Here is a 24,751-nt window from a genome sequence, read left to right as displayed (position 1 = left end):
AATACGATGCTGGCTATTTTCACTGATTTAGCAGATTGGCTTACCTTCATATTATTTGGCTTGTCACCGAATTCGAAGCTTGGTGATGCGGTTCATTTCTTCATTGAAGACACGACCAAGATATTTTTCCTCTTGGTTATCATGATCTACTTTATTGCACTGTTACGTGCGTCTCTCAATATTGAACGAGTCCGTGATTATCTCGCTAGAAAAAACCGTTTTATTGGCTATTTAACCGGTTCGGTTTTCGGTGCCATCACACCTTTTTGTTCTTGTTCAAGCATTCCGGTATTTCTTGGTTTTACTTCTGCGGGTATTCCTGTCGGCATTACCATGTCGTTTTTATTGACCTCACCGTTGATTAACGAAGTTGCTGTCTTGCTACTGCTGAGTTTGGTTGGCTGGCAAATTACCTTGATGTACGTTTTGGTTGGCATGGCGGTTGGTATCTTGGGTGGCGTATTTCTTGATCTCATCCGAGCTGAAAAAATGCTACAGCCTTTTGCCCTAAAAGCGTACCAATCGGCAACACCTGTCGCTGATTCAGATGGTGATACTGCCGCTAAACCAACGCTGTCTTTTCGTGAACGACATGACTTTGCTAAGAATGAGCTGTGGGATATTTTCTCGCGAGTGTGGAAATGGGTTTTTATTGGTGTTGGTCTTGGTGCAGCGTTGCACGGTTATGTGCCTGTATCTTGGCTAGAAGGTAACCTTGGCGACGGCCAATGGTGGTCAGTGCCTTTGGCGGTATTGTTTGGAATTCCGCTTTATTCAAATGCAACGGGCGTGATTCCTATTATGGAAAGCTTAATAGCCAAAGGTCTGCCAATTGGTACCACCATGGCGTTTTGCATGAGCACCGTCGCGGCCAGCTTTCCAGAATTTATCCTACTTAAACAAGTGATGACGTGGAAATTGCTTGCCATCATTTTGGCGATGTTGCTTTTCTCCTTCACTTTAGTGGGTTGGATTTTGAATCTTGTTAACTGAAACGCTAATTAAAAAAGGAACAATCTAATGAAACAAGTCAAAGTACTGGGCAGTGGTTGCAGCAAATGTGTGAAAACGGCTGAACTCATCAAAGCCATCGCCGCGGATAACGAAGTGCCAGTGAATGTAGAGAAAGAAACCAGCGCCGAAGTCATCATGAGTTACGGTGTAATGAGCACACCAGCCGTGGTGATAGACGATGTTGTTGTGCATTACGGCTCGATTCCTGACAAGAAAAAAATACAAAGCTGGTTTTAGATACGGTAAAGCTCGAGCGAGTTTGCTTATTTAAAATCTTGCTCTAAGTCATTCTTTGCTTCCAAACTGCTTTCTAGTTTTGTCTTTAGTCTGTATATTAGTCATGTCTAATGTTAAATCTAATTAAGGTGTACCATGAAAAGCTACAAAGAAATTAACAAAGACCAAAATGCCTTTGCACGCGAATATCGTAAATCTTCTCCTGAGATATTGGATGGATTTATGGCCATGCACAAAGCTGCTATGGAAGAGGGCGCGCTGGCAGTTAAAGTAAAAGAAATGATGGCGTTAAGTATTGGTATTGCTTCACGCTGTGATGGTTGTATTGCCTCTCACGCCAAAGCCGCACTTCGTGCTGGCGCGACTCGGGAAGAGCTTATCGAAACCATTAACGTCGCACTCATGATGGGCGGTGGCCCAGCGGTTATCTACGGTACACAAGCATTGGCAGCAGTAGATGAGTTCTTAGCTGACTGATCAGAAAGAGACAACCTTCCTCATGATGGAGGAAGGTTGTGAATAGTTAGTTCGGTAGCCAAGTAACCAATGACGGGTAAAGAGCAACGATGGCAAGTGTCAGTAATTGCAGTAGTACGAAAGGGATTGCGCCCTTGTATATCTCTGCCATGCTGATGTCACTTGCTGCGCTTCTTATGTAGAACAACGCCATGCCAACGGGTGGTGTCAGAAAGGAAGTCTGTAGACATAACGCCATAAGAATCGCGACCCAAACAGGATCAAAGCCAAAACCTACTAAAATTGGCATCACCAGAGGTGCGACGATTAAGACGATTTCCATCCAGTCTAAGAAAAAGCCTAATAAAAAGATGATTAAAATCACACAGAACAACACGCCTTCTGGGCTGAGTGGCAAAGCATGAAGGGCGTTTTCAATCACTTCATCGCCGCCGTAACCGCGTAAGACCACAGAAAAACAGGATGCGCCAAAGATCAAGGCGTATAAGAAAGCGACAGATCGGCCTGTTTGATAACAGACAAAACGCAAATCGTGCCATTTTAATCGGCCTGAGCTCCAGGCTAAAAACGTTGCGCCAGCAGCACCAATTCCAGAAGCTTCCGTAGGTGAAGCGATACCCGCGATGATGGAACCTAATACAGCCAAAACCAAGACCAGCGGTGCGAACAGAGCTTTAGATATATCTCGAATAATCTCGAATTTGCTTACGCCTATTTCTTCATCGAAGGCGACTTTTGGCATGGTAGAAGGTTTAATCAGGGCATAAATAAAGATAAAAAGTACGAAGCTGGTGGCCAGTAATAATCCCGGTATGATTGCGCCCATAAAAAGATCGCCAACAGGGATTCGTAATTGATCCCCCATCACAACCAGCATGATAGAAGGTGGAACAAGAATGCCAAGGCAGCCGGTTGCTCCAACTGTGCCTGCGCTGATCCATTTCGCGTAACCCGCTTTAAACATAGTTGGAAGTGCAATGGTGGAAAGTAGTACGACTGATGCACCAATAATGCCAGTAGATGCTGCAAGCACAACACCTATTAGAACCACTGCGATTGCCAATCCACCTGGTGTTTTACCAAAAACGCGACGCATTGCTTCAATTAAACGTTCGGCAATACCAGAGCGATCAAGCATGTATCCCATAAAGATAAACATCGACATAGGGATTAGTGAGTAGCTGGAAATGGTTGAAAACGTCCTATTGGCGACAAAACCTATGGTGCGCAGTTCTGCTACGTCATAGATATCAAATGACACAAGGATACTGCCCAACGTGGCAAATAATACGCCGACGCCGCCTAAAACAAAGGCAACAGGAAAACCTGAAAATAGAATAAGCATAAAGGTAGAAAATAGTAAAAAAACAAATAACTCATTCATGATGCGATCCCTTTTCCGCAGGAGTCGATGAGGCGGAGACAGCGTTGGGTTGAATTAAAAAAGCAATATTGCGGAAAAAAATCGCAACACCTTGCAGTGCTAAAAGGCTCAAGCCGAGAGCCATAACACCCTTGATGATATAGCGAGCGGGCAATCCAGAAGGCATTGGGGAGCCTTCACGTAATGACCAAGAATAAGTGGTGATTTCCCATGCGTGCCATGAAACGAGAATGGTATAAGGGAAAAACAAAAATAAGATACCAAGAATCTCGACCCATGCACGACGTTTAGGGCTGAATCTATTGTGAAAAATATCAACACGAATGTGTTCATCCGCTTGGTAGGTATAGGCTAAGCAGGACATAACAACGATGGCATTTAGGTGCCATTGAACTTCTTCTAGTTCCACCAAGCCGATATTGAAAACGTAGCGCAATATCACGTTTATCAAGATGGTGAGGATTAAAATGGGCAGAATAAGTGAGCCAGCTTTGCCGACAGCAACGGAAAAAGCTCCGATTTTGTCAGCAATGGAGTTTATGGTGTACATCAAAATAGCTCCGATTGTGTAAGGCGGTATAGTAGACGTTAAAGAATAAAACCGAGAAAGACGTCATGTATCTCTCGGTTTTATTTGAAGTTAATTGCCTTTATATTCAGTCCACAGAGACACTTTTTCACGGTAGCTATTGAGAGAATCTAGAGTGCGTTTGAAGTCAGCATCTTTATTCGCTTCTTCATTCATTACTTCGTCTGTGCCTTTTTTAAATGCAGCGAGAACGGCAGGAGGGAAGGCTTTAATTTGAGTGCCAGCTGCTTTAAATTTATTAATGGCATCGGCATTGGCTATCGTGGTGGAAGAGATTGTCCATAGTTGAGTTTCACGACAAGTGTCTTCGATCAAGCCTTGTTGTGCTGCGCTCATAGAGTCCCATTTGCGTTTGTTGATGATTAGCTCATTGATTGCAGCAGGTTGGTGCCAGCCAGGTAGGTAGTAATATTTAGCTACTTTTTCGAAGCCCATAGCAGCGTCAATCGCAGGCATAGAGAACTCGGTTCCATCTATGACGCCACGTTCTAGGTTAGGGTAAATATCGCCACCACCAAGAAGAACCACCGATGCGCCGGCTTTTTTCATGACTTCGCCAGCAAGTCCTGCGAAGCGGATTTTTTTACCTTTCAAATCATCAGTACTATTGATTTCAAAGTTGTACCAGCCTCCAGCTTCCGCATCCATTAGACCGCATGGAACTGTTACAACGCCTTGCTTGGCATATATGTCACGCCAAATTGCTAAACCGCCGCCGTTATAAATCCAATCTAAATACTCTAGTGCTGATGGGCCAAATGGAACGCCACCAAACAGCTGTAAAGCTGGGAATCGTCCAGCGACGTACAGAGGCGATGTATAGCCTGCGTCTAGGGTTCCTTGCTGAACGGCGTCAAATATTTCTAGTGGTGGGACCAATTTTCCAGCAGAGTAGAGTTTTACTTTAATGTCTTCTGAAGTTGTTTTGATCCTGTCAGCTAAGTGCTGTGCGCTCTGTCCACTGGCGGGTAGGGTAAGTGGCCAAGCGCTTTGGATGTCTAGACGAACCGAGGAAGCGGTTGCTCCCATGGATCCAATAATGGCTATTGATGAGAAAAACGCAGTAACTAATGGCTTGTAAGGCATTGGGGGTATCCTCGTAGGTGCTCACTATCTAGAAATAGTTTGAGCTGCATTTAGCGGTTTGATCCGCGATAATTTTTATTTGAACTTTAATTTGATTCTCTTGTGAGAGTCATAATGCATTTTTATAGAAACACATTTTTAATTGAATGTTCAAGTAAATATTCATGCATTCAAGTATTGTGCCAAACCATATTTTGTTAATTATGTGGGCTTTTTTGAGTTTGAATTAGTATTTGTTGATGGTTTAAAAACATAAATATATGAATAAAATATTTATATTTCAGTTGGTTGTATTGTTTTTGGGTGTTCTATAATTAATCTAAGATCGTAATAAGGATATATTTCTTGAGAGTGGGTTTTTCGAAAAGATAACAAATTAAAAGATACAAAAATGCACCGAGTTTGAGCGATAATCTCGTTCAAACTAACTTTGGTGCGTTTAAAAGGATGTGTTTGTGGTTCTATTGAAGAGTTTCTGCTTTTAGCTGTAGTGCTCGGGTAAATTGTGAAATAGCTCTTCCAGTAGTTTGTTGAGCCTTTTTATTTTTGCTTCGGTCATGCCTTTAAAGCTTTGTTTGAATAAATCTTTGGTGATAAAGCGAATGTCTTCAACTGCGTTGATGCCTTTTTCAGTAAGCATGACTTCAGTAACACGACCATCATCACTTCTAACTCTTGTGTCTACAAGACCATCTTGTTTCATGCGTTGGATGATTTTTGTAACGGTAGGAAGTTTGGCTATGGCGTGTACTGCGATTTGCGAAACGCTACAGGTGCCTTCTTCCTTCAAAGTGAACAGAATTCGCCACCTTGGGATGTCAAGATTGACTTTTTTTAGTGCTTTTTCAACAGCGACACTATAGCGACCATGAACTTGATTTAGCCAGTAAAAGGGAAAGTCTTCTTTGTGGAAATCTTCACTTGCAGGGTTATATCGTTGACTTCGTGGAGCTCTAGGTTTGCTGGTCATTAAAAATCCTTGCTTCTTATAAGTGATAGAATGTACAAAAAATGACGTTTTTAGTCAATTGAAACATCAAGCATTTATATCAATAATGATTCTCAATTGCAATAAAAAGTAAGGGTGTGTTTTGTGAAATAGCCAACTCTTGGTTGGCTATTAAGGTCGGCTATTTTTGGGGGAGGCTACCAGCAGAGGCCTTTTTCGGCTTCCATTTTGCGAACCATGGCGTTATAGAATTTGTCTGCAAAGCCGCTATCTTTAATTAGCATTTGCGTTAAATCTGCGCATTTTTCGCGAATACTTTGTTCTAGTAATACATCTTCACCGCCAAGTGCACCAGAGGTGACTTGAATTTCTGCGGCGCGCTGCACTGTCCATAAAAGGAAAAAAGTACGTTCTATGTCAAATTCGCCAACTGCGATACCGTGATTTCGTAAGACTAGAATGTGTTTCTGTCCGAGACTTTCAAGCATGCGGCCTTTTTCATCTTCAAAGAGAGTAATGCCTTCAAATGCGTGGTAGCCAACGCGGCCATAAAGTTGTGCGCCGTAAAAGCTATCGTGGGTGAAACCCTGTTTTTTCATCGCAATTGCTGAGACTTCATTGGTGTGGGTGTGGATGACGCAGTGTATGTCTTCTCGTGCTGCATGAATGGCTCCGTGAAGAGCAAAGCCAGCAGGGTTGCCATCATATGGCGAGTCATCCAGTTTGTGGCCGTTGACATCCACCTTGATCAAATTTTCTGGAGTGATTTCTGTATAATTTAGACCAAATGGATTAACTAGATACTCGCCTTCAATGTGGGGGAGGCGAGCGGAAATGTGGTTGAAAATGGTCTCTGTCCAGCCAAAAAAGTCTATTAGGTGGTAGCAGTGAGCTAATTTAACACGAAGAGCCCATTCTTCTTCGCTAATGTGGGTTGGGCGGTTCACTGGGTTGCTCATTTGTGTTCCCTTTATGTTGTTTTATGTGTTGTTAATTTTAAAGTTGCTTTTGAGTTTGTGGTTGTGCCGCAATAAATTGAGTTAAATCCAACAGGTTTTGTGTGGCGATCATGGGAATGTCTACCTTGTTTGCCAGCTCCAATACCGAATAGCCGATAGCGTCGAGCTCTAAAGGTTGGCCAGCTTCGTAGTCTTGTAGCATGGAGGTTTTGACAGCGCCCATGCCTGCACCAAGCTCCATAAAAGTATGAGGATCAAAACGAATTCGTGCACCATAGGCGGCGGCAATGAGTAGAACTTCGTCGAGCATTCTGCGAACGAGAGGCTTTAGGCGATCATCAGCGTAAAGTTGTTCTAACGTGCCTTTGGTGACAACTGAAAGTGGGTTAGAGGTGATGTTGGCCGCCACTTTAGTCCATATCTGATCACGAATATTATCAGTAGCGCGGGCTTCGATGCCTGCGTCTTCAATTACTGTGCGAACTTGCTCAAGTCGTTCGCTCATTTGGTGATTTATTTCACCAAGTACGATTAGGTGCGGGTTGGTTGAAGTAACGACGCCCGGCGAGTTTCTAAATGCGGTAATAAATACCACGCAGCCAATTAGGTGAGTATGAGGAAGCAATTTACTGACTGAGCCTTCAGGATCAATGGCTTGAATGCTATCGCCAGAAAAACGTCCTTCAATGCCTTGGAAATACCACCATGGAATGCCGTTCACAACAGGAATGACAATTGTCTTTTCATGCAGCATGGGGGTAATGAGTTTAAGCATGGCGGGCAAGGCAGGCGCCTTAGTGCAGATGAAAATAATATCTTGCGGGCCAAGTTCTTTTGCTGAATCGGAAGCGTTAACTGTGACTTTATGCTCACCGTCTATGTCGGTGAGATGAATGCCTTTTTTCTGAATGGCTTCGAGGGTGGTTCCTCTAGCAAGAACATTCACGGTTTGGCCAGATTTTGCTAGGCGGGCGGCTAGTGTGCACCCAATAGCGCCGGCTCCTGCGATACAAATATTCATAATCAATTTTTCCGTTTGAAAATGAGAAAGGCTCTAAAAAGAGTGCTTTCTCGTGTTTAGTAATAAGCTTCTTGCCTGTTTACTTAATGTTGTTGACGATCTTAACTAGAAAGTAATTCTTGGTGCTTGCTGGCTAATCCTAGATAGGCTTCGATGACTCTAGGGTCATTGGCGAGCTCTGCTGCTGGGCCTTGCATTGCTACCTGGCCACCTTCAAGAACATAAGCGTAATCTGCAACTTTTAGTGCCGCGCGCGCGTTTTGTTCCACCAGAAGGATGGAGACACCTTGGCGGCGTAAATCTGCAAAAATACGAAAAATCTCTCGCGTAATTAATGGTGCTAGGCCAAGACTAGGTTCGTCTAGCATCAAGAGCTTTGGTTTGCTCATCATGGCCCGACCAATGGCAAGCATTTGACGTTCTCCACCTGATAATGTGCCAGCTTGCTGCTGGCGTCGTTCCCATAAACGAGGGAAGAGGCTGTAAATTTCGCTCAAGGTTTGGTCGTAGCTCTTATCACCACGGCGATAGCGTTGAAACGCACCTAGCAATAGATTGTCCTGAACTGTCATGGTGGAAAATAATTCGCGCTTTTCGGGAACTAAGCCAAGCCCATGACCAACCAAAGTTTCAACATCTGGGCTGATGAAGTCTTTACCGTTAAAGTGAATGGTGCCTTTGGAAGGTAAGATTCCCATGATGGCGGACAGTAATGTGGTTTTGCCTGCGCCATTTGGACCGATAACAGTCACCAGTTTCCCCTCTTTCAAGGTCAGATCGATACCGGTTAGTGCTTCCACTTTGCCATAAGCAACACGAAGGCCGCTGACGTCGAGTAGATTTTTTCCTGTAGCTTGAGTCATTATTCGGCACCTCCCAGGTAGGCTTCTAAAACAGCAGGGTTGGTTTGAATTTCTTCTGGTAAGCCTTCGGCAATTTTTTCACCAAACTCCATCACCACAATTCGATCAGCAAGGTTCATAACAAAGTCCATGTCGTGTTCAACCAAGAGAATAGCCAAGCCTTCTTCGCGGAGTTTCTTGAGTAGTTCTGCTAGTGCTTGTTTTTCCTGATGGCGAAGCCCTGCTGCTGGTTCATCTAGCAGTAATACACATGGATCGGCGCAAAGTGCGCGAGCGATTTCAAGTATGCGTTGCTGTCCAAGAGACAGACTACCTGCTTCGGTATAAAGGTGTTCGCCTAATCCGACGCGTTCAAGCTGGTATTGGGATTCTTTAAGAAGGCGTTGCTCTTCGTCACGTTCAAGATGTAGTGCAGAGCTGATGATGCCCTTGTTGCCGCGCATGTGTGCACCTAGTGCGACGTTTTCTAATACTGTCATGGAGGTCAGTAATTTTACATGCTGAAAGGTGCGGCTCATGCCCATTTGAGCGACTTGGCGAGAGCTTTTGCCTTTTAGGCTTTGATTCAAAAAGAGCACTTCGCCATCACTGGGTGTATCGACGGCAGACAATTGGTTGAACATGGTGCTTTTGCCTGCGCCATTTGGGCCGATGAGGGCAAGCACTTCGCCTGCGTGCAGCTGAAGATTCATCTCGTTATTGGCAATTAGGCCACCGAAGCGGCGAGTAACATTGCAAGCTTCTAAAACTAATTTGCCTTTTTGTGGTAATTCACGGCGTGATAGTTCTGTAGCAGATGGGTTTATTTTTATGTGGTCTTGATTGCGCCACGACGCTGGTGCAAATTTCACCAATAAAGGCCAAATGCCGCCGGGTGAGCGTTGCATCATGAAAATGATTAATAGGCCCAAAACAATGGATTCGTATTGGCCGTTTCCACCCATAATAAGAGGTAGCCAGTCTTGTAGCCATTGTTTGAGCATGGTCAAAATGCCTGCGCCAAGTAGTGCCCCCCAGACGCTGCCAACGCCACCAACCAATGCCATAAATAGGTAATCAATACCCATGCTAAGACCAAAAGGTGTTGGGTTAACAAAGCGTTGCGTGTGCGCGTAAAGCCAGCCAGAAATCGCAGCAAACAGAGCGGAGATCAAGAAAATAACCATCTTTGAGCGAAAGGTATTTACGCCCATGGATTCTGCCATTAATTGACCGCCTTTTAGGGCGCGAATGGCGCGACCTTCACGAGAGTTTAGTAGGTTGCTGGTAACCCAGACTGCCAACATCAGAATCGCCCAAATTAAGTAATAAATCTTTTCCCCTTTATCGAGAAGAACACCAAACAGACTTAAAGAAGGTAAACCGCTAATCCCAGTATGTCCGCCCATAGAGCTCATTGTGCCAAACAAGTAATACAGCGAAATGCCCCAAGCAATGGTGCCTAGTGGTAAATAGTGACCTGATAATTTAAGGGTGAGTGCGCCAAGGAATAAAGCAACGGCTGCCGTTAATAGCAAACCAATAAGCAGCCCGCCCCAAGGTGATCCTGCCGACCAGGCTAGCCAGCTCGGTAGTTGTTCTGTGGTGGTTAGGTAAGCAGTGGAATAGGCGCCAAGCCCAACAAAAGCTGCCTGACCAAAGCTGGTCATGCCGCCTACACCTGTGAGTAATACTAGGCCAAGTACGACTAATGCGTATAGACCAATATAGTTAAGTAGAGTGACCTGAAATGTTGGTAGCACTTGAGGTGCAATGGCAAGTACGACTAAGCCAAAAATAATTAAATTACGCGATTTCATTTATTCGTCATCCTCTACATGATGGCTGTTCATCGAGCGCCAGATTAGGAATGGAATAATCAGGGTGAAAACGATGATTTCTTTGTAATTGCTCGCCCAAAACATGGAAAAAGCTTCGATCATACCAACAGCAACCGCACCAATAGCCGCAATTGGGTAGCTGACAAGGCCGCCAATAATGGCGCCGACGAAGCCTTTTAAGCTGATGATGAAGCCGGAGTCATAATAAAGTGTGGTGATTGGGGCAATTAAAATACCCGACGCACTGCCGATAAAAGCGGCTAGAGCGAAAGTGGCCTTGCCAGCGAATACGGGTGAAATACCCTGCAAGCGAGCACCCATTCGGTTTACTGCTGTGGCGCGAAGCGCCTTGCCGTAAAGTGTGCGTTCAAAAGCGATGAATAAGGTCACAATGAGGAAGATAGAGACCAGAATAACCCATAGGGTTTGGCTCTTCAGCATCACGGTACCTAGGCGGAAACCCGTATCTGAGAAGGGTTGTGTGCGGGCGCCTTCAGGCCCAAATAATAATAGACCGACGCCTACCATGGCGACATGGAGCGCAATGGAGACAATCAATAAAACCAGTGCTGGTGCGTCTGCAAGAGGTTGGAAAAACAGACGATACATAATTGGGCCAAGTGGCACGATTAGGCAAAGCGTTAATAAAACTTGGCAAGCCATTGGGATTTCTGCCAAAGACAAATTATTTAATAAGCCTATCATTACAAAGGCATAGCCGAGTTTGAGGGCTATTTTTTTCATCTTGTTTCGATCGATGTGATGTTTGATTTGTTGATACAAATCTAAGGCGCAATCGATCAAAACAAGACCGAGTAGGAGCCATTCTAATTTTGGGGCTTTACCCATCTGCATGGCGGCCATTGTTAGTGCGCCAAACGTTACGAACTCGCCTAGTGGAATAAGCAATATTCGTGTGACTGTAAAAACCAGCAAAATAGACAGGGCCAATAAGGCATAAATAGCCCCATTGGTTAGGCCATCCTGTCCAAGCAGTGTGGCGATCTGAAAGTTCATTTAGTGTGATTCCTTTTGTTCTCATCGATTTTGTGGCTTCGTGGCCGCAAAATTTATAATTATATTCTCGCTGGGGTGGGTTGGAGCTGTGTGCCCACCCCAAGTCGAGGGGGCATTATTTTAGTAGTACCCATTTGCCATTTTTGACAGTGATCAAAACGCGACCGCGTTCGTCAAAGCCGCTGTGGTCTTCTGCTGTCATGTTGTAAACGCCTTGTGTTGCTGGCATTTCTTTGGTTTTTTCCAGTGCGTCACGAAGAGCGCTACGGAATTCAGCTGAGCCTGGTTTGCCAGATTTTAGTGCGCTTGGGATAGCGTTTTGAAGGAGTAGTCCGGCATCTAGAACGTTACCGCCAAAGGTGGCCGGTGTTTCGCCGTAGAGTTTTTTGTAGTCGGTAATGTATTTTGTGGCTATTTCTTTGGAGGGGCTGTTTGGTACTTCATCTAAAACCAGCATGGAACTTGCTGCTAGGATGGTGCCTTCAACTGCTTTGCCGCCAAGTCGAAGAAAAGCATCTAGTGCTGCGCCGTGAGTTTGGTAGATTTTGCCGCTATAGCCTTGGTCTTTAAGGGTGGTTTGCGGCATCACTGAAGAGCTTCCAGGTGCGGCAATCAAAACGGCATCTGGGCTGGCCATCAGTATTTTTAAGCTCTGGCCTGTCATGGATGTATCTTGGCGCTGAAATTGTTCGCTCGCTACAATTTGAATGCCAGCTTTTTGGGTAAGGTCTTTCATTACCTTGGCCCAGTTCTCACCGTATGGATCTGCAGTCCCGATGAGGCCAATAGTTTTTATACCGGTTGATTTCATTTGTTCGACTAATGCTTCGGCAATTAGGTCGTCATTCTGTGTGGTTTTAAAAACCCATTTCTTTTGTTCTGTCATAGGCAGTACAACGGCTGCGGTCCCAACTGGAGCCAGCATTGGTGTGCCTGATTCTGCCGCAAATTGAATAACGCTCATTGCGTTGCCTGAACCACTTGGCCCTATGATTGCATCTACGTGTTCTTCGTCAATTAGCTTTTTAAATGCTTTAACTGTTGCGGTTGGGTCGCTTCCGTCATCCAGTGAAATGTAGGAGATTTTTTCGCCTCCGGCGGAGGTGGGGAGTAGTGCAACGGTGTTTTTTTGAGGGATTCCCACTAAGGCGATAGGTCCAGTGCTGGAAGTGACTACGCCAATTTTAATGTCAGCGTTTGCTAACGGTGCGAGTAGTGAAGAACTTAGAAATAAAGCAGAGATTACTCTTTTAGGTGTCATAAGATTTTCCTGTATGTAGTTAACACTATGTAATTTTTTACAGCGCTTTCTATCGCTTGGAGATCATTTGGCATCTCTTCGGCAGGTTTTATTCTTCTATTTATTTTTATTGAATTTATACATTTCTATACCTTAATCCGGAGTTAGCCTGCCATTGTTTTTTGCAAAAAACAATATAAAAAAACAAATAAAAAAGATTTTAAAAAAATGCTTTTTGTTCATATTTATTTTTTTATGTGAATTTTATTTGGCATTTTTAATGTGTTTTATAGGTGGTTATTATGTTGTTGATTTTTATTATTAACCTATATTAAACAATGCTTTATGTGCTTATTTGTTTTTATTTAAAATATAAAAAATCCTTATTGTTTGTTTTTCGATCTATTTTTTTATTGATCCTTAACTTGAAAATTTAGTTGACAAGTAAAGTAATTAGTACGACCTTATTAGCATTCTTTATACATTTATTTAATGTTTTTGAGTGATGCAAACCAAGACGTTAGGCGATGTGTTTTTGATGTTGTTCGATGATGGGAGCGAAAATTTTTAGTCTTTTTATTAATGCAGTAAAAATACTGAAAAATCTTCATTTGAACAGTTCACTCATCCCTAGTGAGTCGGTAACTAAATCTGCATTAGAGGAGCTAATTATGAGTCTGAAGAACACGGTTACGTCTTACCAAGAAAAAGCCTCGGCATCTGTTTTTGATGCTTTAGGAAGTGAGGCGTTTGGAGCATTGATGAGTGACATTAGAGCTCGTGCTCGCAATAGCGAATTCGATGATCAGCAATTTATTAGTCAGGACATCATTGAACAATTTCGCAGTTTAGGTATTTACCGTGCGCTGGTTCCAAAGCGTCTTGGTGGCGATGAAATAACCGCGGCTCAGTTTTGTGAAGTGATTGAAGAGATCTCTAAAGCAGATGGTTCTGCTGGTTGGGTAGCTAGCTTTGGTATGGGTGTTGTGTACTTGTCGGCTTTGCCAATAGATACGCTAAAAACGGTGTATGCAAAATCACCAGATGTGGTGTTTGCTGGTGGCATTTTTCCGCCTCAACCTGCTGAAAAAATAGCCGATGGTTTTTGTGTAAAGGGCTGTTGGAGTTTTTCTAGTGGTTGCATGGGGGCTGATGTGGTCGGCGTTGGTATCGCACCAAAAGAAGGTGAAAAATTAGAGCTTCCTCGTATGGCAGTGATGCCAGCAAGTAAAGCAGAAGTGAAGAAAAACTGGGACGTAGTTGGCCTTGCAGGAACAGGCAGCCATGACTTAGTTGTTAATAATGTGGATGTGGCTGAAGAGTGGACCTTTGTTCGCGGAGGTGCTTCTAACTTAGACGAGACAATGTTCCGTTATCCTTCTCTTTCTTTTGCGACTCAAGTTCTTTCTGTGGTTGGTTTAGGTGTAGCACGAGCGGCGCTTGATGAACTTCAGGCCATGGCTGCTGGCCGGGCTTCGATCACTGGCGCTCCAAATATTGGCGAGCGTCCCCTTACTCAAGCGGAAGTTGCTAAAGCCGACGCCGATTTACGCGCTGCGCGCTGCTTCTTCTATGAATCCATTAATGATGCTTGGCAGACGTTAGAAAAAAACGAATCTCTATCTGTTCAGCAAATCAACTTATTACGCCTTTCATCGACACACGCTTCTCGTGTATCCGCTGAAGTCGCGCGTAAGGTTCAAATGTTATCTGGCATGACGGGCGTTTACAAAGCCAGCCCGTTGTCGCGTTTCGTTAACGATGCGCAAGTTGTTACTCAACACGCTTTTATGGGTGACATCACTTGGCAAAATGCCGGTGCCATCTTTTTTGGACAAAAACCATTACCAGGTTATTTATAAGAAATTAGCTTGATTTAGCCTATTTTTAGACGAATTTTTGATTATTGGAGAAATGAATTATGAGCGATAAAAAACCATTACGCGTACTGTTTTGCATGGGAATTAACCAAAACTTTATGGACGCAGCGCGCGAAGAGCAATTGGATGTTTGGGCGGCATTTGGCGCAATGTGGAATGGTATTCATGACATGGATGGTGTTGACGTGATCGGCAATATGGATGACGACCAAAGCATGGTTGGTCCTTCTGCTGGCTACCCTTGGACAACCTATCTTTTGGCTGATGTGAAGGATTACGACACAGTGGTTGCGTGCTGTAATTTGTTACGTACGACAGCGGTTGGCGATACGCCATACAAACTTTGGCGCTACGTGAAAATCGAATCTCGTATTGGTCGCGAACTGATTGTTCAGCGCGCCTAAGACCTGTCGATGAATATGAAGGACACAAGTATGAAGGACACGAGTGAGCTAGAAACTATATTGGCGCGAATTGACGCTTTAGAAAGTGACCGAGCGATTCGTGCTTGTATCAATCGCTACATGGATCTGTGCGATCACTTGAATCCAGCGACACCATTAGATGAATTAGGTGATCTATTTACCGAAGATGCTAAGTGGGAAGGTAAAGGTGCTCGTTATGCGAAAAGCTTTGGTGGTTATCAAGGCCGTGATGCCATTGTTTCAATGTTAGCGAAATATACCGCTGAGCCTGCTCATTTTTCGTTAAACGTGCATTACCTGTCATCCGAAGTGATTCGTGTTGATGGTGACCAGGCATCCGGCAGTTGGAACATGATTCAAGTTTCGAGCTTTAGCGCTGGTGGTTCTCATCTGAACAGTGCGCGTTTGAGCGTGTCGTTTCGACGTGATGATGGTGTGTGGCGAATGGCCCATTTTGAAACTGAGAATCTATTTAGTCGCCCAGTATCGGATTGGAATGATGATGCGACATTGCCCGTTCCTAAATAAACAAGCTGACACGAAAGCGACAGGGTCGATGTCTAAAAGATTAAAGTGAGAAAGAAGATGAGTGAATTAATTGAGTTGCAAAATATCAGTCTAAAAGCGGCGGATATGGTCGAAGAGGGTCGCGTTCACAAAGCGTTATATTCAGACCCAGAAATCTTTGAAGAAGAATTAGACAAAGTATTCCAAAATACTTGGATTTTCATTGGTCATGAAAGCGAAGTGCCAGAAGCGGGCAGCTTTAAAACCGCCTTCGTTGGTCGTCATCCGGTTATTTTAAGCCGTGACCGTAAAATGAATCTGCATGTTTTGCTTAATCGCTGTCGTCACCGTGGTGCAACCGTGTGTGAAGGTCGTAAAGGCAAAACGAAAGCCTTTACTTGTCCATATCACGGCTGGGGTTATGGTTTAGATGGTGGTTTGCGCGCAATACCAAAACCTGAAGAATACGAAGGTGTTATCGATAAAAATGATTTGCCATTAGAAAGCCTACGCCATGAATCGTACCAAGGCTTGGTTTTTGCGACCTTTAAAAGCGACATTGAGCCACTAGAAGATTTTTTGGGCGGCGCGAAAAAATGGATCGACTTGTTTATTAAGCAAGGTGGTGGTTATCCATTGAAAGTTTTGGGCGAGCATCGTTTTAACTTTCCAGGCAACTGGAAAATTCAGCTCGAAAACACCACAGATGCTTACCATTTCCCCATCATTCATAAGTCATTCATTAGTTCGTTGGACGATGCCACTGCTGATATTTTTGACTTCCTCGACGGTGACGGCTTTGTAGAAGATTTAGGTCATGGCCATAGTGTGATGGTGATGATTCCTGACTTAGTTGATTTAGAAGCGGATTTGGATCAACCGATTCCAGCGCGTTTTGAAGAGCTTGCTCAAGCATTACGTGACGAAGGCCAAGACGAAGAGCAGGTTAAACGTCTTGTTCGTGCAGCGCATGGTACTGGGTTTAACTTGAATTTATTCCCGAACGTATCTTGTTCGATGGCGTTTTTCCGTGTCTTGCGTCCAGTGAGTGTGAGCTTAACTGAGATTCAACACGTCGCCATTGGTGGTGAAGGTGCACCAGTATCATTCAACCGCAAACGCATGCGTCTACACGAACACTTCCAAGGGCCAATGGGCTTCGGAACGCCAGATGATGGTGAAGCATGGGAGCGTGTTCAAAAAGGATCAATGGCTGGTAAAGATGGCTGGATTCTTGTCAACCGCGGCATGGGTAATTTGCATACATCAAAAGATGGCAACGTGGCTGGAGCTGTGTGTTCAGAAACAGGAATGCGTGGTGCTTATCAGAAATACAAGCAAATGATGGCCGCCAAAGGGGAGAAATAAGATGACGATAAACATGGATTTGCTTAACAAGGCAACGGCATTTATTTGGTATGAAGCTGACTTGCTAGATCACCAAGAATATCAAACATGGTTGTCTCTTTGGGATACAAAAGGCTTATACATTGTGCCGACTGACAACAATGAAACAGATTACGAAAACACGCTGAACCTAGCATTAGATGATGCGGGTATGCGTCGAATGCGAGTAGCACGTTTGGAAAGCGGTGAATCAGTTTCGGCTGGTGCAGCAAGTAGCACCGTTCGTATGGTGTCGCGTTTGCGCATTTTGGAAGAAACCGCTGACTACATTGTTGTGCGCTGTGCGATGACATTGAACGAATTACGTCATGGCAACTTAGTGACTTATCCTGCCGATTTGGAATATCGCTTAAAGCCAACAGATGACGGTTTTATGATTGACCGTAAAGTTGTCAAATTGATGCATTCAGACGGTTTCTTACGCACGGTAAGTTTCATCTTTTAAACGGTTTTTCATGAAATATAGGTAGTTTTTCATGAGACAGAGGGCGAAATAATGACTCAATCTACACAGGCACAAGTGGCGTTAGTGACTGGTGCAGCGCAAGGGCTTGGTTTTCATATTGCATCACGTTTGTTTGCCGCGGGTTTTCGCGTAGTACTGACAGATGTAAATGGTGAGGCGGCTAAAAAAGCCGCGTTGTCACTTGATCCAGAAGGAATAAACGCCATTGCTTGCGAGTTGAATATTGCGAGGAAAGCTGATTTTGAAGCGGCACTGCAATTTGCTGTCACTAAGTTTGGCGCGTTGCAGGTATTGGTTAACAACGCTGCGGTGACGAAAGCGACGCCTGTCATGGATATTTCCCCAGAAGAGTTTAACGAAGTGGTGAATATCAACTTGGGTGGTGTGTTTGTTGGCTGCCAGGTGTTTGGTAAATACATGGCTGAGCAAGGTTATGGCCGAATCATCAACATGGCGTCTTTGGCTGGGCAAAATGGTGGCACTTCAACAGGTGCTCATTATGCCGCTTCCAAGGGCGGAATTTTGACACTAACAAAAGTCTTTGCCAAAGAGCTTGCTAGCAAAGGTGTGACCGTTAATGCCGTGGCACCTGGTCCGATTGATTCACCAATGGTGACCGCTTTGGTGCCAGAAGATCGTTTACCAACTTTGTTGGGCGCTATTCCGGTTGGTCGATTAGGTAATGCCGATTTTATTGGTGATGTGGTGGTGCAATTTGCTCGCCCAGAAGCCTACTTCACCACGGGAACAACGTGGGATGTGAATGGTGGTTTGTTTATGCGCTAAGCAGCTTTTGCCTGCTTATCGCGTTTTATTTGAGTTATGTCTGTGAGCCATTGTATCTGTGAACTAAGGCCCCGACTTAGGCTTGGGTCGGGAGGAGAGTTGGATGTCTGAAACGTTATTGAAAGTAGTTGTTCGTAAACGAGAAAACCACACTGATGGTGTAATTGCTTTAGAGCTTGCGAGTCTCAATGGTGAGGCATTGCCTGCGTTTGAAGCAGGTGCGCATATTGATGTGCATTTAGGCGATGATTTAATTCGTCAGTATTCACTGTGTGGTGATCCCGCCGACACGAGTGTTTATCGCTTAGGTATTTTAAAAGATCCGAACTCACGTGGTGGATCGATTGCTGCTCATCTTAATTTGCAAGAAGGTACCGAGATAAGCATTGGTGTTCCGCGTAACCATTTTCCATTAGAGATGAGCGCTAAGCGTTCTATCTTGATTGGTGGTGGAATCGGGATTACGCCAATGATCGCCATGGCGTATTCCTTGATCGCTGAAAACAAAACGTTTGAATTGCATTATTGCAGTCGTTCTCGTGAGACAAGTGGTTTCCTTAGTGAATTAACGTCTTGCTCTTTTACCAAGCATGTTGACATGCACTTTGATTCTGAAGACCAACGTTTGGACTTAGAAGCCGTTTTGAAAGACTTTGATGCGGACACTCATCTTTATGTTTGTGGTCCAAATGGGTTTATGGATTGGGTGATCGGCACTGCAAAAAATCTAGGTATGCCTGATAGCAACGTACATAAAGAATTTTTTAGTGTGGAAGTTGAAACTGGCGGTGCGAGTTTTGAAGTGTTTGCCGAGAAAAGTGGCGTCACAGTGCAAGTTGGCGAAAACGAAAGCATTGCAGACGCACTAAAATCCGCCGGCGTAAAAGTGAAAGTTTCCTGCGAACAGGGCACATGTGGAACCTGTCTTTGTGATGTCCTTGAAGGCACGCCAGAGCATCGCGATGTTTACCTGACGGAAGAAGAAAAAGAAGACAACGACCAGATTACCTTGTGTTGTTCTCGTTCACTGTCGCCACGCCTTGTCCTCGATATTTAATGCTCCCTTATAAGGGAAGGAGAACACCATGATAGAGACAAAATTATTCCGCGATGGCATGTCTATGTTGGGCGGTGCCGTGTCTGTGATCACCACAGATGGTGAAGCAGGACGTTTTGGTTTTACGGCAACGGCCGTTACTAGCGTGACAGATGAGCCACCGACTTTGTTGGTGTGTATGAACCGTAACTCGTTTGCTAACCCCCACTTTAAAAAGAACGCTGTGTTGTGCGTGAATGTACTACAAAGCCATCACCAAGGTGTTTCTTGGGATTTTGCCAACCGTGATTTGAGCAGTGAAGAGCGCTTTGCTAAACACCAATGGTCAACATTAAAAACTGGCGCGCCAGCATTGGACGAAGCCTTGGTTAGCTTTGATTGCGAAATCCATGAGAGCCATGAAATTGGTTCTCACACTGTTTTTTACTGCCGTGTAAAAGACGCAAAAGTCGGCACAGATGGTCAAGGCTTGGTTTACTTCAACCGTGCTTATCATTGTCTGAACGAACAATCTGTGGCACAAACCAAGTAATGAATAAAAGGTAATCAAGAGCTAAGCAATGTTGTATAACTGATAGGACTCAGTTGTTTTCTTAGGAGAGATGATGCGTAGGTTTTATAAAGGTTCTGATTTTTCAAGAGTGCAAAGTGTGGCCGAAATGGCTGCTCTTGCTCGCCACCGATTACCTGATTTTGCATGGGAATACTTGGCAGGTGGCGCGGAAAATGAACAGACCTTACATAGTAACGAGAGCGACTTCGCCAAGATTCGGCTGACTTCTCACACTTTAGTTGCCAATCATCCTCCGGTGTTAACAACATCACTGGTTGGGTCGTCAAGCGCCTTACCAATGATGATAGGTCCAAGCGGTTTTAATGGCATGTTATGGCCTCAGGCCGACATTGCTTTGGCAAAGGCCGCTAGCGCGAAAAAAATACCTTTCTGTTTAAGTACCGTGTCGAATGCTTCCATGGAGCAAGTGCGCGAAGCTGCTCAGGATCTCGATTTCTGGTTTCAGCTTTATGGCTTGAAAAATGCGCAGCTTAATGATGATTTATTAGCGCGAGCCAAAGCTGTTGACGTGAATACCTTGGTTATTACTTCGGATGCATCCGTAGTTGGCAACCGTGAATGGGATCGACGAAATTTTGCTAAACCGCGCCAACTCACATGGCACAACAAAGCCAATGTGCTTATGCACCCAAACTGGATTCGCCGAGTCATGATGCCCAATGGTTTGCCAACCATGGGGAATTTGAACCCTTATTTGCCTACGAATGAACAAAGCGCCTTGGGAGCTATGAAATTTATCCAAGAGCAGCTTGATACCTTATTGGATTGGGAGAAAATCGCCAAGATTAGAGATCAGTGGCACGGCAAGCTGATTCTAAAAGGTGTACTGCATCCTGATGATGCAAGGCAAGCGCTGAAGCTGGGATTTGATGGCATCGTGGTCAGCAATCATGGCGGCCGTCAGCTCGATGGCGCTTTGTCTTCTATCGACGCTTTACCCGCGATTGTCGATGCCGTGGGTGGTGAAATAGACATATTGCTAGACAGCGGCATTCGTCGCGGCAGTGACATAGTAAAAGCCACCGCCCTAGGCGCGCAGGGCGTCATGCTGGGGCGCGCTACCTTATTCGGTGTTGCGGCTGGTGGTCAAATTGGTGCAACGCGGGTATTGGATATCTTGCAAGAAGAACTGGCTCGCAGCCTAAATTTAATGGGCGTTCAGCGACTCGATGAACTGACTTCAGAACACCTTTATTTACCTTAACAAGATTTTTAAACTCTTTAATAACGTAATGAGGCCTTGGTCTCACAAGGAACCAGTTTGTTTATGAATACAAAAATTGATTTAAATGAAATGGGCTTGTGCCAAATGCTACGCGCCATAGAAGAGGGTGCTTGTACCACCGAATCGGTTATTAATGCCTGTTTTGATCGCATAGAAGCTCGTGAACCAGACGTGGGTGCTTGGCAAGTAAAGCGTTCTCGCGACGAATATCTCGCTTATTACCAAGCCGATAAAGCCTTCTTTGATGCCAGTTTGTTAAGAGGCCTGCCATTAGGTGTGAAAGACATCATCGACACAGAGGAAATGCCCACAGAAATGGGCTCGTCGATTCATACCGGACGACAACCTGTTGAAGACGCCACTTGCGTCGCTTTGATTCGCGCTGCGGGTGGCATAGTGTTGGGTAAAACCGTCACCACAGAATTCGCTTACTTCAAACCGGGGAAAACCAAAAATCCTGCAGATTTAGAACGTACACCGGGCGGTTCGTCTAGTGGTTCGGCGGCGGCTATTGTCGACAACATGGTACCAATGGCGCTGGGTTCTCAAACTGCTGCTTCCGTCATTCGTCCTGCTGCTTATTGTGGCGCTATTGGTTACGTAGGAAGTCGAGGTGAATTTTCCCTGCGAGGCGGTCAACCATTAGCGCAATCTTTGGATTCGCTAGGCTTGTTTGCTCGTAATGTCGAAGATATTCAGCTGCTGCGCGCCATCTTGTTACGCCAACCCACGTCTATTAAACCAAGCGCATCAACAGCACCTAAATGCGTATTGGTTTGTCACGGGAAATTGGTCGGCGATACCTCGTCAGCCATGGAAAACGCCACGCAAAACGCTATAGAAATACTTAAAGCGCAAGGCGTCAAAGTGATCGAACTGGACGCCGGCAATCGCATAAAAGACATGGTAAACCACCACATTAATATCATGGCATGGGAAGTGTGTCGCAACTTAGCAATTGAATCTTTTCATCAAGATCAACTAAGTGATCCATTAGCCGCCTTGATGGAACAAGGCCTCGGCATGGACCGCGCAACTTACATTGACTCTTTGGATGCAACACAAGCTTGCCGAGATTGGCTATGGAATTATGCGCCAGAAGCCGACGCTATCTTGGCTCCAGCTGCACCTGATATCGCCCCGCTAGGCCACGCTGCCACTGGTGCACCTCACATGAGTCGTCCTTGGCAAGCCATGGGATTGCCCGTCATCAACGTACCAGGCATGACAGATGAAAACGGCGTACCGCTGGGTTTACAACTCATCGGCAAAGTGCGCGAAGACGACGCCTTATTGAACCACGCCAACTGGCTAATGCCACTGTTTGCTAAATAGACTATTAGGACAAAATTGCAGAATTGAATCGTTCCCAGGCGATTTATTTAGAGTATGACGTGAACTTCACGTCATACTCTTTTTTTGGCTTAGTACTTCTGACACAAGGTTTCACTAACACTTGGTTACCCCTCTTTCTTCTCGTTTTACTTAGGGTTATCACTTACTAGCTCTGGCTGGCAGCGTTCTTTCATTCTCACTGCTGTAACCACATTGTTTGTTGGATTAGAGATCATTCTCCTAATTTCCCCGTAGGTCTGCATGAGGGAGGCACGACCGTAATCTGCCGAAAATGGCGAAGCCATTTCAATTACAAAGCTGCTTACTAAAAACACACAAACTTGTTTTTCATGTTTGCAATCTCGAGAAATCAGTTCGATGCAATCCCGATTGCGCGACTTTATGGAGTTTCAGAGTCAGTTAAAAATATCCTATCTTGTAACCGATAAAATAATCTATGCCTTACGATATAACGAGCGTAGGAAGTAATCGTGCGCCTATGAAGAAAATCAGGCATTAAAGATCTTAAAGAGACCTTTTGGTTACTTTTGTGTCGCTAGACAAAAGTTACACGCCCAGCAGGGCGGAATAAAGGTCAGGAATACAAAGTGATTGAGAGGATGCAAATTTGACCCCTTGGAGTCGAGAAACAAAAAAGGCGACTAATCAGTCGCCTTTCGCACATCTAGAGTGCTTGCTTATCAAGCGTGAATATCACCACGTTTCACCTGCATGCGACGTAAGAACTCCGACATGATGTGCATGTAAAGTTCATCGCCTAGGTATTTGTCTTCTACGCCGCGGTCGATACTTGGGTTGTCGTTTACTTCGATAACGTAACCACGGCCGTTGATTTCTTTTACGTCGACGCCGTATAAGCCTTCACCAATCGGTTTGGTGGCAGCGATGGCGGCTTGTAGCACGCGTCGTGGCACTTCGAAGGTTGGTAAAGTATCAAATCCGCCGCTTTGGCTTTTGCTGCCTGTATGTTGGTAAATCTGCCAGTGGTTTTTAACCATGTAGTAGCGACAAGCAAAGATCGGTTTGTTGTTCAGTACGCCGATACGCCAGTCGAATTCGGTGTAAAGGTATTCTTGAACCAATAGCAAAGACGATTTTTTAAACAAGGTGTTCAAACTTTCGGTCAAAGCTTCGCGGTTTTCAGCTTTTATAACGCCTTTAGAAAATGCGCCGTCTGGAATTTTTACCACCATTGGGTAGCTGATAACGGCTTCTAATGCATCTTCTACGTTGTCTTCACCCTTGTGTACGATGCGTGTTTTTGGGCATGGTACTTTGTGGGTGTTGAACAAATCTGCTAAGTAGACTTTGTTGGTACAGCGCATGATGGATTGTGGGTCGTCCATTACAACTAATCCCAGACCTTCGGCTTTTTTGGCAAAGCGGTAGGTGTGGTGGTCGATGTTGGTGGTTTCACGAATAAACAAACCATCGTATTCTGGCAAACGCATGATGTCTTTTGGGCCAATCGTATCAACGTGTATACCAAGTTGTTTACCAGCTTGGATAAACTTTTTAATCGCTTGGTCATCACTTGGTGGCATGGCTTCTTCTGGGTTAACCAAAATTGCCATGTCGAATTTCGCGGCACGTTGAATGCGGCCTTTGCTCCACACTTTGTTGCTAAAAGCTTCCAAGGATTCTGCGAATAGGGTTTCTTCCTCTTCGCTCAGTTTACTTTGTGACGTAGAGAAAAGGGCGGTGACTTGCCATTCTTTGCGGAATTTCAAAGTCACTTCCAGTACAGGACTGGGAAAGCTTTCGAATAATTTTCGTGCAAATTCCTTCATTTCTGGATGAATCGTTTTACCGAATACACAGTGGAATTTCATTTCCATCGGTGCTTCTGGTTTAGCGAGTTTTTTTGCCAGCAATGGTAACCATTGAGATATCTCTAACTCATACAGGTCTTTTTTGCTCAGGTCATTAAGCACGCGCACGGAAGGCATAACGTGATGGCCACGGCTTTCTGCCAACAGAGAGCAGTAATATCCATCAGATAGATATTTGCTGCTTTTACATAGGTTGATGATTCGTGTGCGTCCTTGGCTTTTTGTCGCTGCCAAGTTTAGGTATTGAGTAAAAGTGATCACTCGATCACTAGGTAAGAACGCTGACCAATCTTTGGCCTGATCAACAACTATGTAAGTCTGTGACATTGGGTATGCTTTTCCTTTTGCTTAAAAAATCATTATGGGTGTTTAAAAGTGTATCAAATAGGGCGCTAAAAACACCCTTAATTTGTGCGGATGGTGCGCTTGTTTTACTAATTTAACAATAGTCTAAAATGAAAAAATAAAATGTTTTTTTGATGAAAAAATAGACTATCTTTTAGATAGGTTTCGCCCTAGAATGCGCGAAAATTTTCATCGTAAAATCGTGGCTTTTTTACTCCCTTTTATAGTGATTGAA

The 24,751-nt window shown here is 44.6% G+C and carries 24 protein-coding genes; 13 read left to right on the top strand and 11 right to left on the bottom strand.

Annotation, left to right across the window (positions count from 1 at the left end; genetic code table 11):
* Window positions 1–6: 6 nt before the first annotated feature.
* The 3 genes from TY87_RS17575 to TY87_RS17565 all read left to right on the top strand — a co-directional run bounded on the left by TY87_RS17575 (window position 7) and on the right by TY87_RS17565 (window position 1,728).
* Entirely contained in the window at window positions 7–993 is a 987-nt protein-coding gene (locus tag TY87_RS17575; protein WP_100188079.1) for a permease, read from the top strand.
* Between the two features lie 27 nt (window positions 994–1,020).
* A complete protein-coding gene (locus tag TY87_RS17570; protein WP_100188078.1) occupies window positions 1,021–1,251 on the top strand; it encodes a thioredoxin family protein in 231 nt (76 codons plus the stop codon).
* 135 nt (window positions 1,252–1,386) lie between these two features.
* The gene (locus TY87_RS17565; protein WP_012069515.1) at window positions 1,387–1,728 is read left to right on the top strand and encodes a carboxymuconolactone decarboxylase family protein; all 342 of its coding nucleotides are present in this window, start codon (window positions 1,387–1,389) and stop codon (window positions 1,726–1,728) included.
* 46 nt (window positions 1,729–1,774) lie between these two features.
* Here TY87_RS17565 and TY87_RS17560 read toward each other — a convergent pair whose 3' ends face one another.
* From TY87_RS17560 to TY87_RS17515, 10 genes are all read right to left on the bottom strand, one after another.
* The gene (locus TY87_RS17560; protein ID WP_100188077.1) at window positions 1,775–3,112 is read right to left on the bottom strand and encodes a TRAP transporter large permease; all 1,338 of its coding nucleotides are present in this window, start codon (window positions 3,110–3,112) and stop codon (window positions 1,775–1,777) included.
* Complete coding sequence (locus TY87_RS17555) at window positions 3,105–3,662, bottom strand: TRAP transporter small permease subunit (RefSeq protein WP_072841401.1); 558 nt, start codon at window positions 3,660–3,662, stop codon at window positions 3,105–3,107. Before TY87_RS17555 ends, TY87_RS17560 begins: the two co-directional genes overlap by 8 nt.
* Window positions 3,663–3,752: 90 nt before the next feature.
* Window positions 3,753–4,787 carry a TRAP transporter substrate-binding protein gene (locus tag TY87_RS17550; protein ID WP_072841399.1) on the bottom strand — a complete coding sequence of 345 codons (1,035 nt, stop codon included), beginning with the start codon at window positions 4,785–4,787 and terminating at the stop codon, window positions 3,753–3,755.
* Window positions 4,788–5,268: 481 nt separating this feature from the next.
* Complete coding sequence (locus tag TY87_RS17545; protein ID WP_072841397.1) at window positions 5,269–5,757, bottom strand: MarR family winged helix-turn-helix transcriptional regulator; 489 nt, start codon at window positions 5,755–5,757, stop codon at window positions 5,269–5,271.
* 176 nt (window positions 5,758–5,933) lie between these two features.
* Complete coding sequence (locus TY87_RS17540; RefSeq protein ID WP_100188076.1) at window positions 5,934–6,695, bottom strand: class II aldolase/adducin family protein; 762 nt, start codon at window positions 6,693–6,695, stop codon at window positions 5,934–5,936.
* Between the two features lie 37 nt (window positions 6,696–6,732).
* On the bottom strand, window positions 6,733–7,716 hold the full coding sequence (locus tag TY87_RS17535; RefSeq protein ID WP_072841394.1) for a ketopantoate reductase family protein: 984 nt from the start codon (window positions 7,714–7,716) through the stop codon (window positions 6,733–6,735).
* A 101-nt stretch (window positions 7,717–7,817) separates the two neighbouring features.
* Window positions 7,818–8,579, bottom strand: coding sequence for an ABC transporter ATP-binding protein (locus TY87_RS17530; protein WP_100188075.1), 762 nt, complete (start codon window positions 8,577–8,579; stop codon window positions 7,818–7,820).
* A complete protein-coding gene (locus tag TY87_RS17525; protein WP_100188074.1) occupies window positions 8,579–10,378 on the bottom strand; it encodes a branched-chain amino acid ABC transporter ATP-binding protein/permease in 1,800 nt (599 codons plus the stop codon). The genes TY87_RS17530 and TY87_RS17525 overlap by 1 nt, the downstream gene beginning before the upstream one ends.
* On the bottom strand, window positions 10,379–11,416 hold the full coding sequence (locus TY87_RS17520; protein ID WP_072841389.1) for a branched-chain amino acid ABC transporter permease: 1,038 nt from the start codon (window positions 11,414–11,416) through the stop codon (window positions 10,379–10,381).
* A 115-nt stretch (window positions 11,417–11,531) separates the two neighbouring features.
* A complete protein-coding gene (locus TY87_RS17515) occupies window positions 11,532–12,677 on the bottom strand; it encodes an ABC transporter substrate-binding protein (protein ID WP_100188073.1) in 1,146 nt (381 codons plus the stop codon).
* A gap of 650 nt (window positions 12,678–13,327) precedes the next feature.
* Here TY87_RS17515 and TY87_RS17510 point away from each other — a divergent pair.
* From TY87_RS17510 to TY87_RS17465, 10 genes are all read left to right on the top strand, one after another.
* On the top strand, window positions 13,328–14,518 hold the full coding sequence (locus tag TY87_RS17510) for an acyl-CoA dehydrogenase family protein (RefSeq protein ID WP_100188072.1): 1,191 nt from the start codon (window positions 13,328–13,330) through the stop codon (window positions 14,516–14,518).
* A 59-nt stretch (window positions 14,519–14,577) separates the two neighbouring features.
* Window positions 14,578–14,940: an IacB protein gene (locus tag TY87_RS17505; RefSeq protein ID WP_100188071.1), complete on the top strand. Its 363-nt coding sequence runs from the start codon at window positions 14,578–14,580 to the stop codon at window positions 14,938–14,940.
* A gap of 30 nt (window positions 14,941–14,970) precedes the next feature.
* Window positions 14,971–15,489 carry a nuclear transport factor 2 family protein gene (locus tag TY87_RS17500; RefSeq protein ID WP_100188070.1) on the top strand — a complete coding sequence of 173 codons (519 nt, stop codon included), beginning with the start codon at window positions 14,971–14,973 and terminating at the stop codon, window positions 15,487–15,489.
* Window positions 15,490–15,546: 57 nt separating this feature from the next.
* Window positions 15,547–16,836 carry an aromatic ring-hydroxylating oxygenase subunit alpha gene (locus tag TY87_RS17495; RefSeq protein ID WP_072841382.1) on the top strand — a complete coding sequence of 430 codons (1,290 nt, stop codon included), beginning with the start codon at window positions 15,547–15,549 and terminating at the stop codon, window positions 16,834–16,836.
* Window position 16,837: 1 nt separating this feature from the next.
* Window positions 16,838–17,320, top strand: a complete 483-nt coding sequence (locus TY87_RS17490; protein ID WP_072841381.1) for an aromatic-ring-hydroxylating dioxygenase subunit beta — start codon at window positions 16,838–16,840, stop codon at window positions 17,318–17,320.
* A 51-nt stretch (window positions 17,321–17,371) separates the two neighbouring features.
* Window positions 17,372–18,127 carry an SDR family NAD(P)-dependent oxidoreductase gene (locus TY87_RS17485; RefSeq protein ID WP_072841379.1) on the top strand — a complete coding sequence of 252 codons (756 nt, stop codon included), beginning with the start codon at window positions 17,372–17,374 and terminating at the stop codon, window positions 18,125–18,127.
* Window positions 18,128–18,230: 103 nt separating this feature from the next.
* The gene (locus TY87_RS17480) at window positions 18,231–19,184 is read left to right on the top strand and encodes a PDR/VanB family oxidoreductase (RefSeq protein ID WP_100188069.1); all 954 of its coding nucleotides are present in this window, start codon (window positions 18,231–18,233) and stop codon (window positions 19,182–19,184) included.
* Window positions 19,185–19,212: 28 nt separating this feature from the next.
* Window positions 19,213–19,716 (top strand): flavin reductase, encoded by a 504-nt coding sequence (locus tag TY87_RS17475; protein ID WP_100188068.1) that lies wholly within the window; start codon window positions 19,213–19,215, stop codon window positions 19,714–19,716.
* A 73-nt stretch (window positions 19,717–19,789) separates the two neighbouring features.
* A complete protein-coding gene (locus TY87_RS17470; RefSeq protein WP_100188067.1) occupies window positions 19,790–20,962 on the top strand; it encodes an alpha-hydroxy acid oxidase in 1,173 nt (390 codons plus the stop codon).
* Window positions 20,963–21,025: 63 nt separating this feature from the next.
* Window positions 21,026–22,318 (top strand): amidase, encoded by a 1,293-nt coding sequence (locus TY87_RS17465; RefSeq protein ID WP_100188066.1) that lies wholly within the window; start codon window positions 21,026–21,028, stop codon window positions 22,316–22,318.
* 701 nt (window positions 22,319–23,019) lie between these two features.
* Here the strand turns inward: TY87_RS17465 and TY87_RS17460 are convergent.
* Window positions 23,020–24,498, bottom strand: coding sequence for a RimK family protein (locus tag TY87_RS17460; protein WP_072841370.1), 1,479 nt, complete (start codon window positions 24,496–24,498; stop codon window positions 23,020–23,022).
* Window positions 24,499–24,751: the final 253 nt, after the last annotated feature.

Origin of the sequence: Marinomonas sp. BSi20584, from assembly GCF_002792415.1 — a bacterium.
GTDB classification, from domain to species: Bacteria; Pseudomonadota; Gammaproteobacteria; order Pseudomonadales; family Marinomonadaceae; genus Marinomonas; species Marinomonas polaris.
This window is presented reverse-complemented; position numbering and strand designations above follow the sequence as displayed.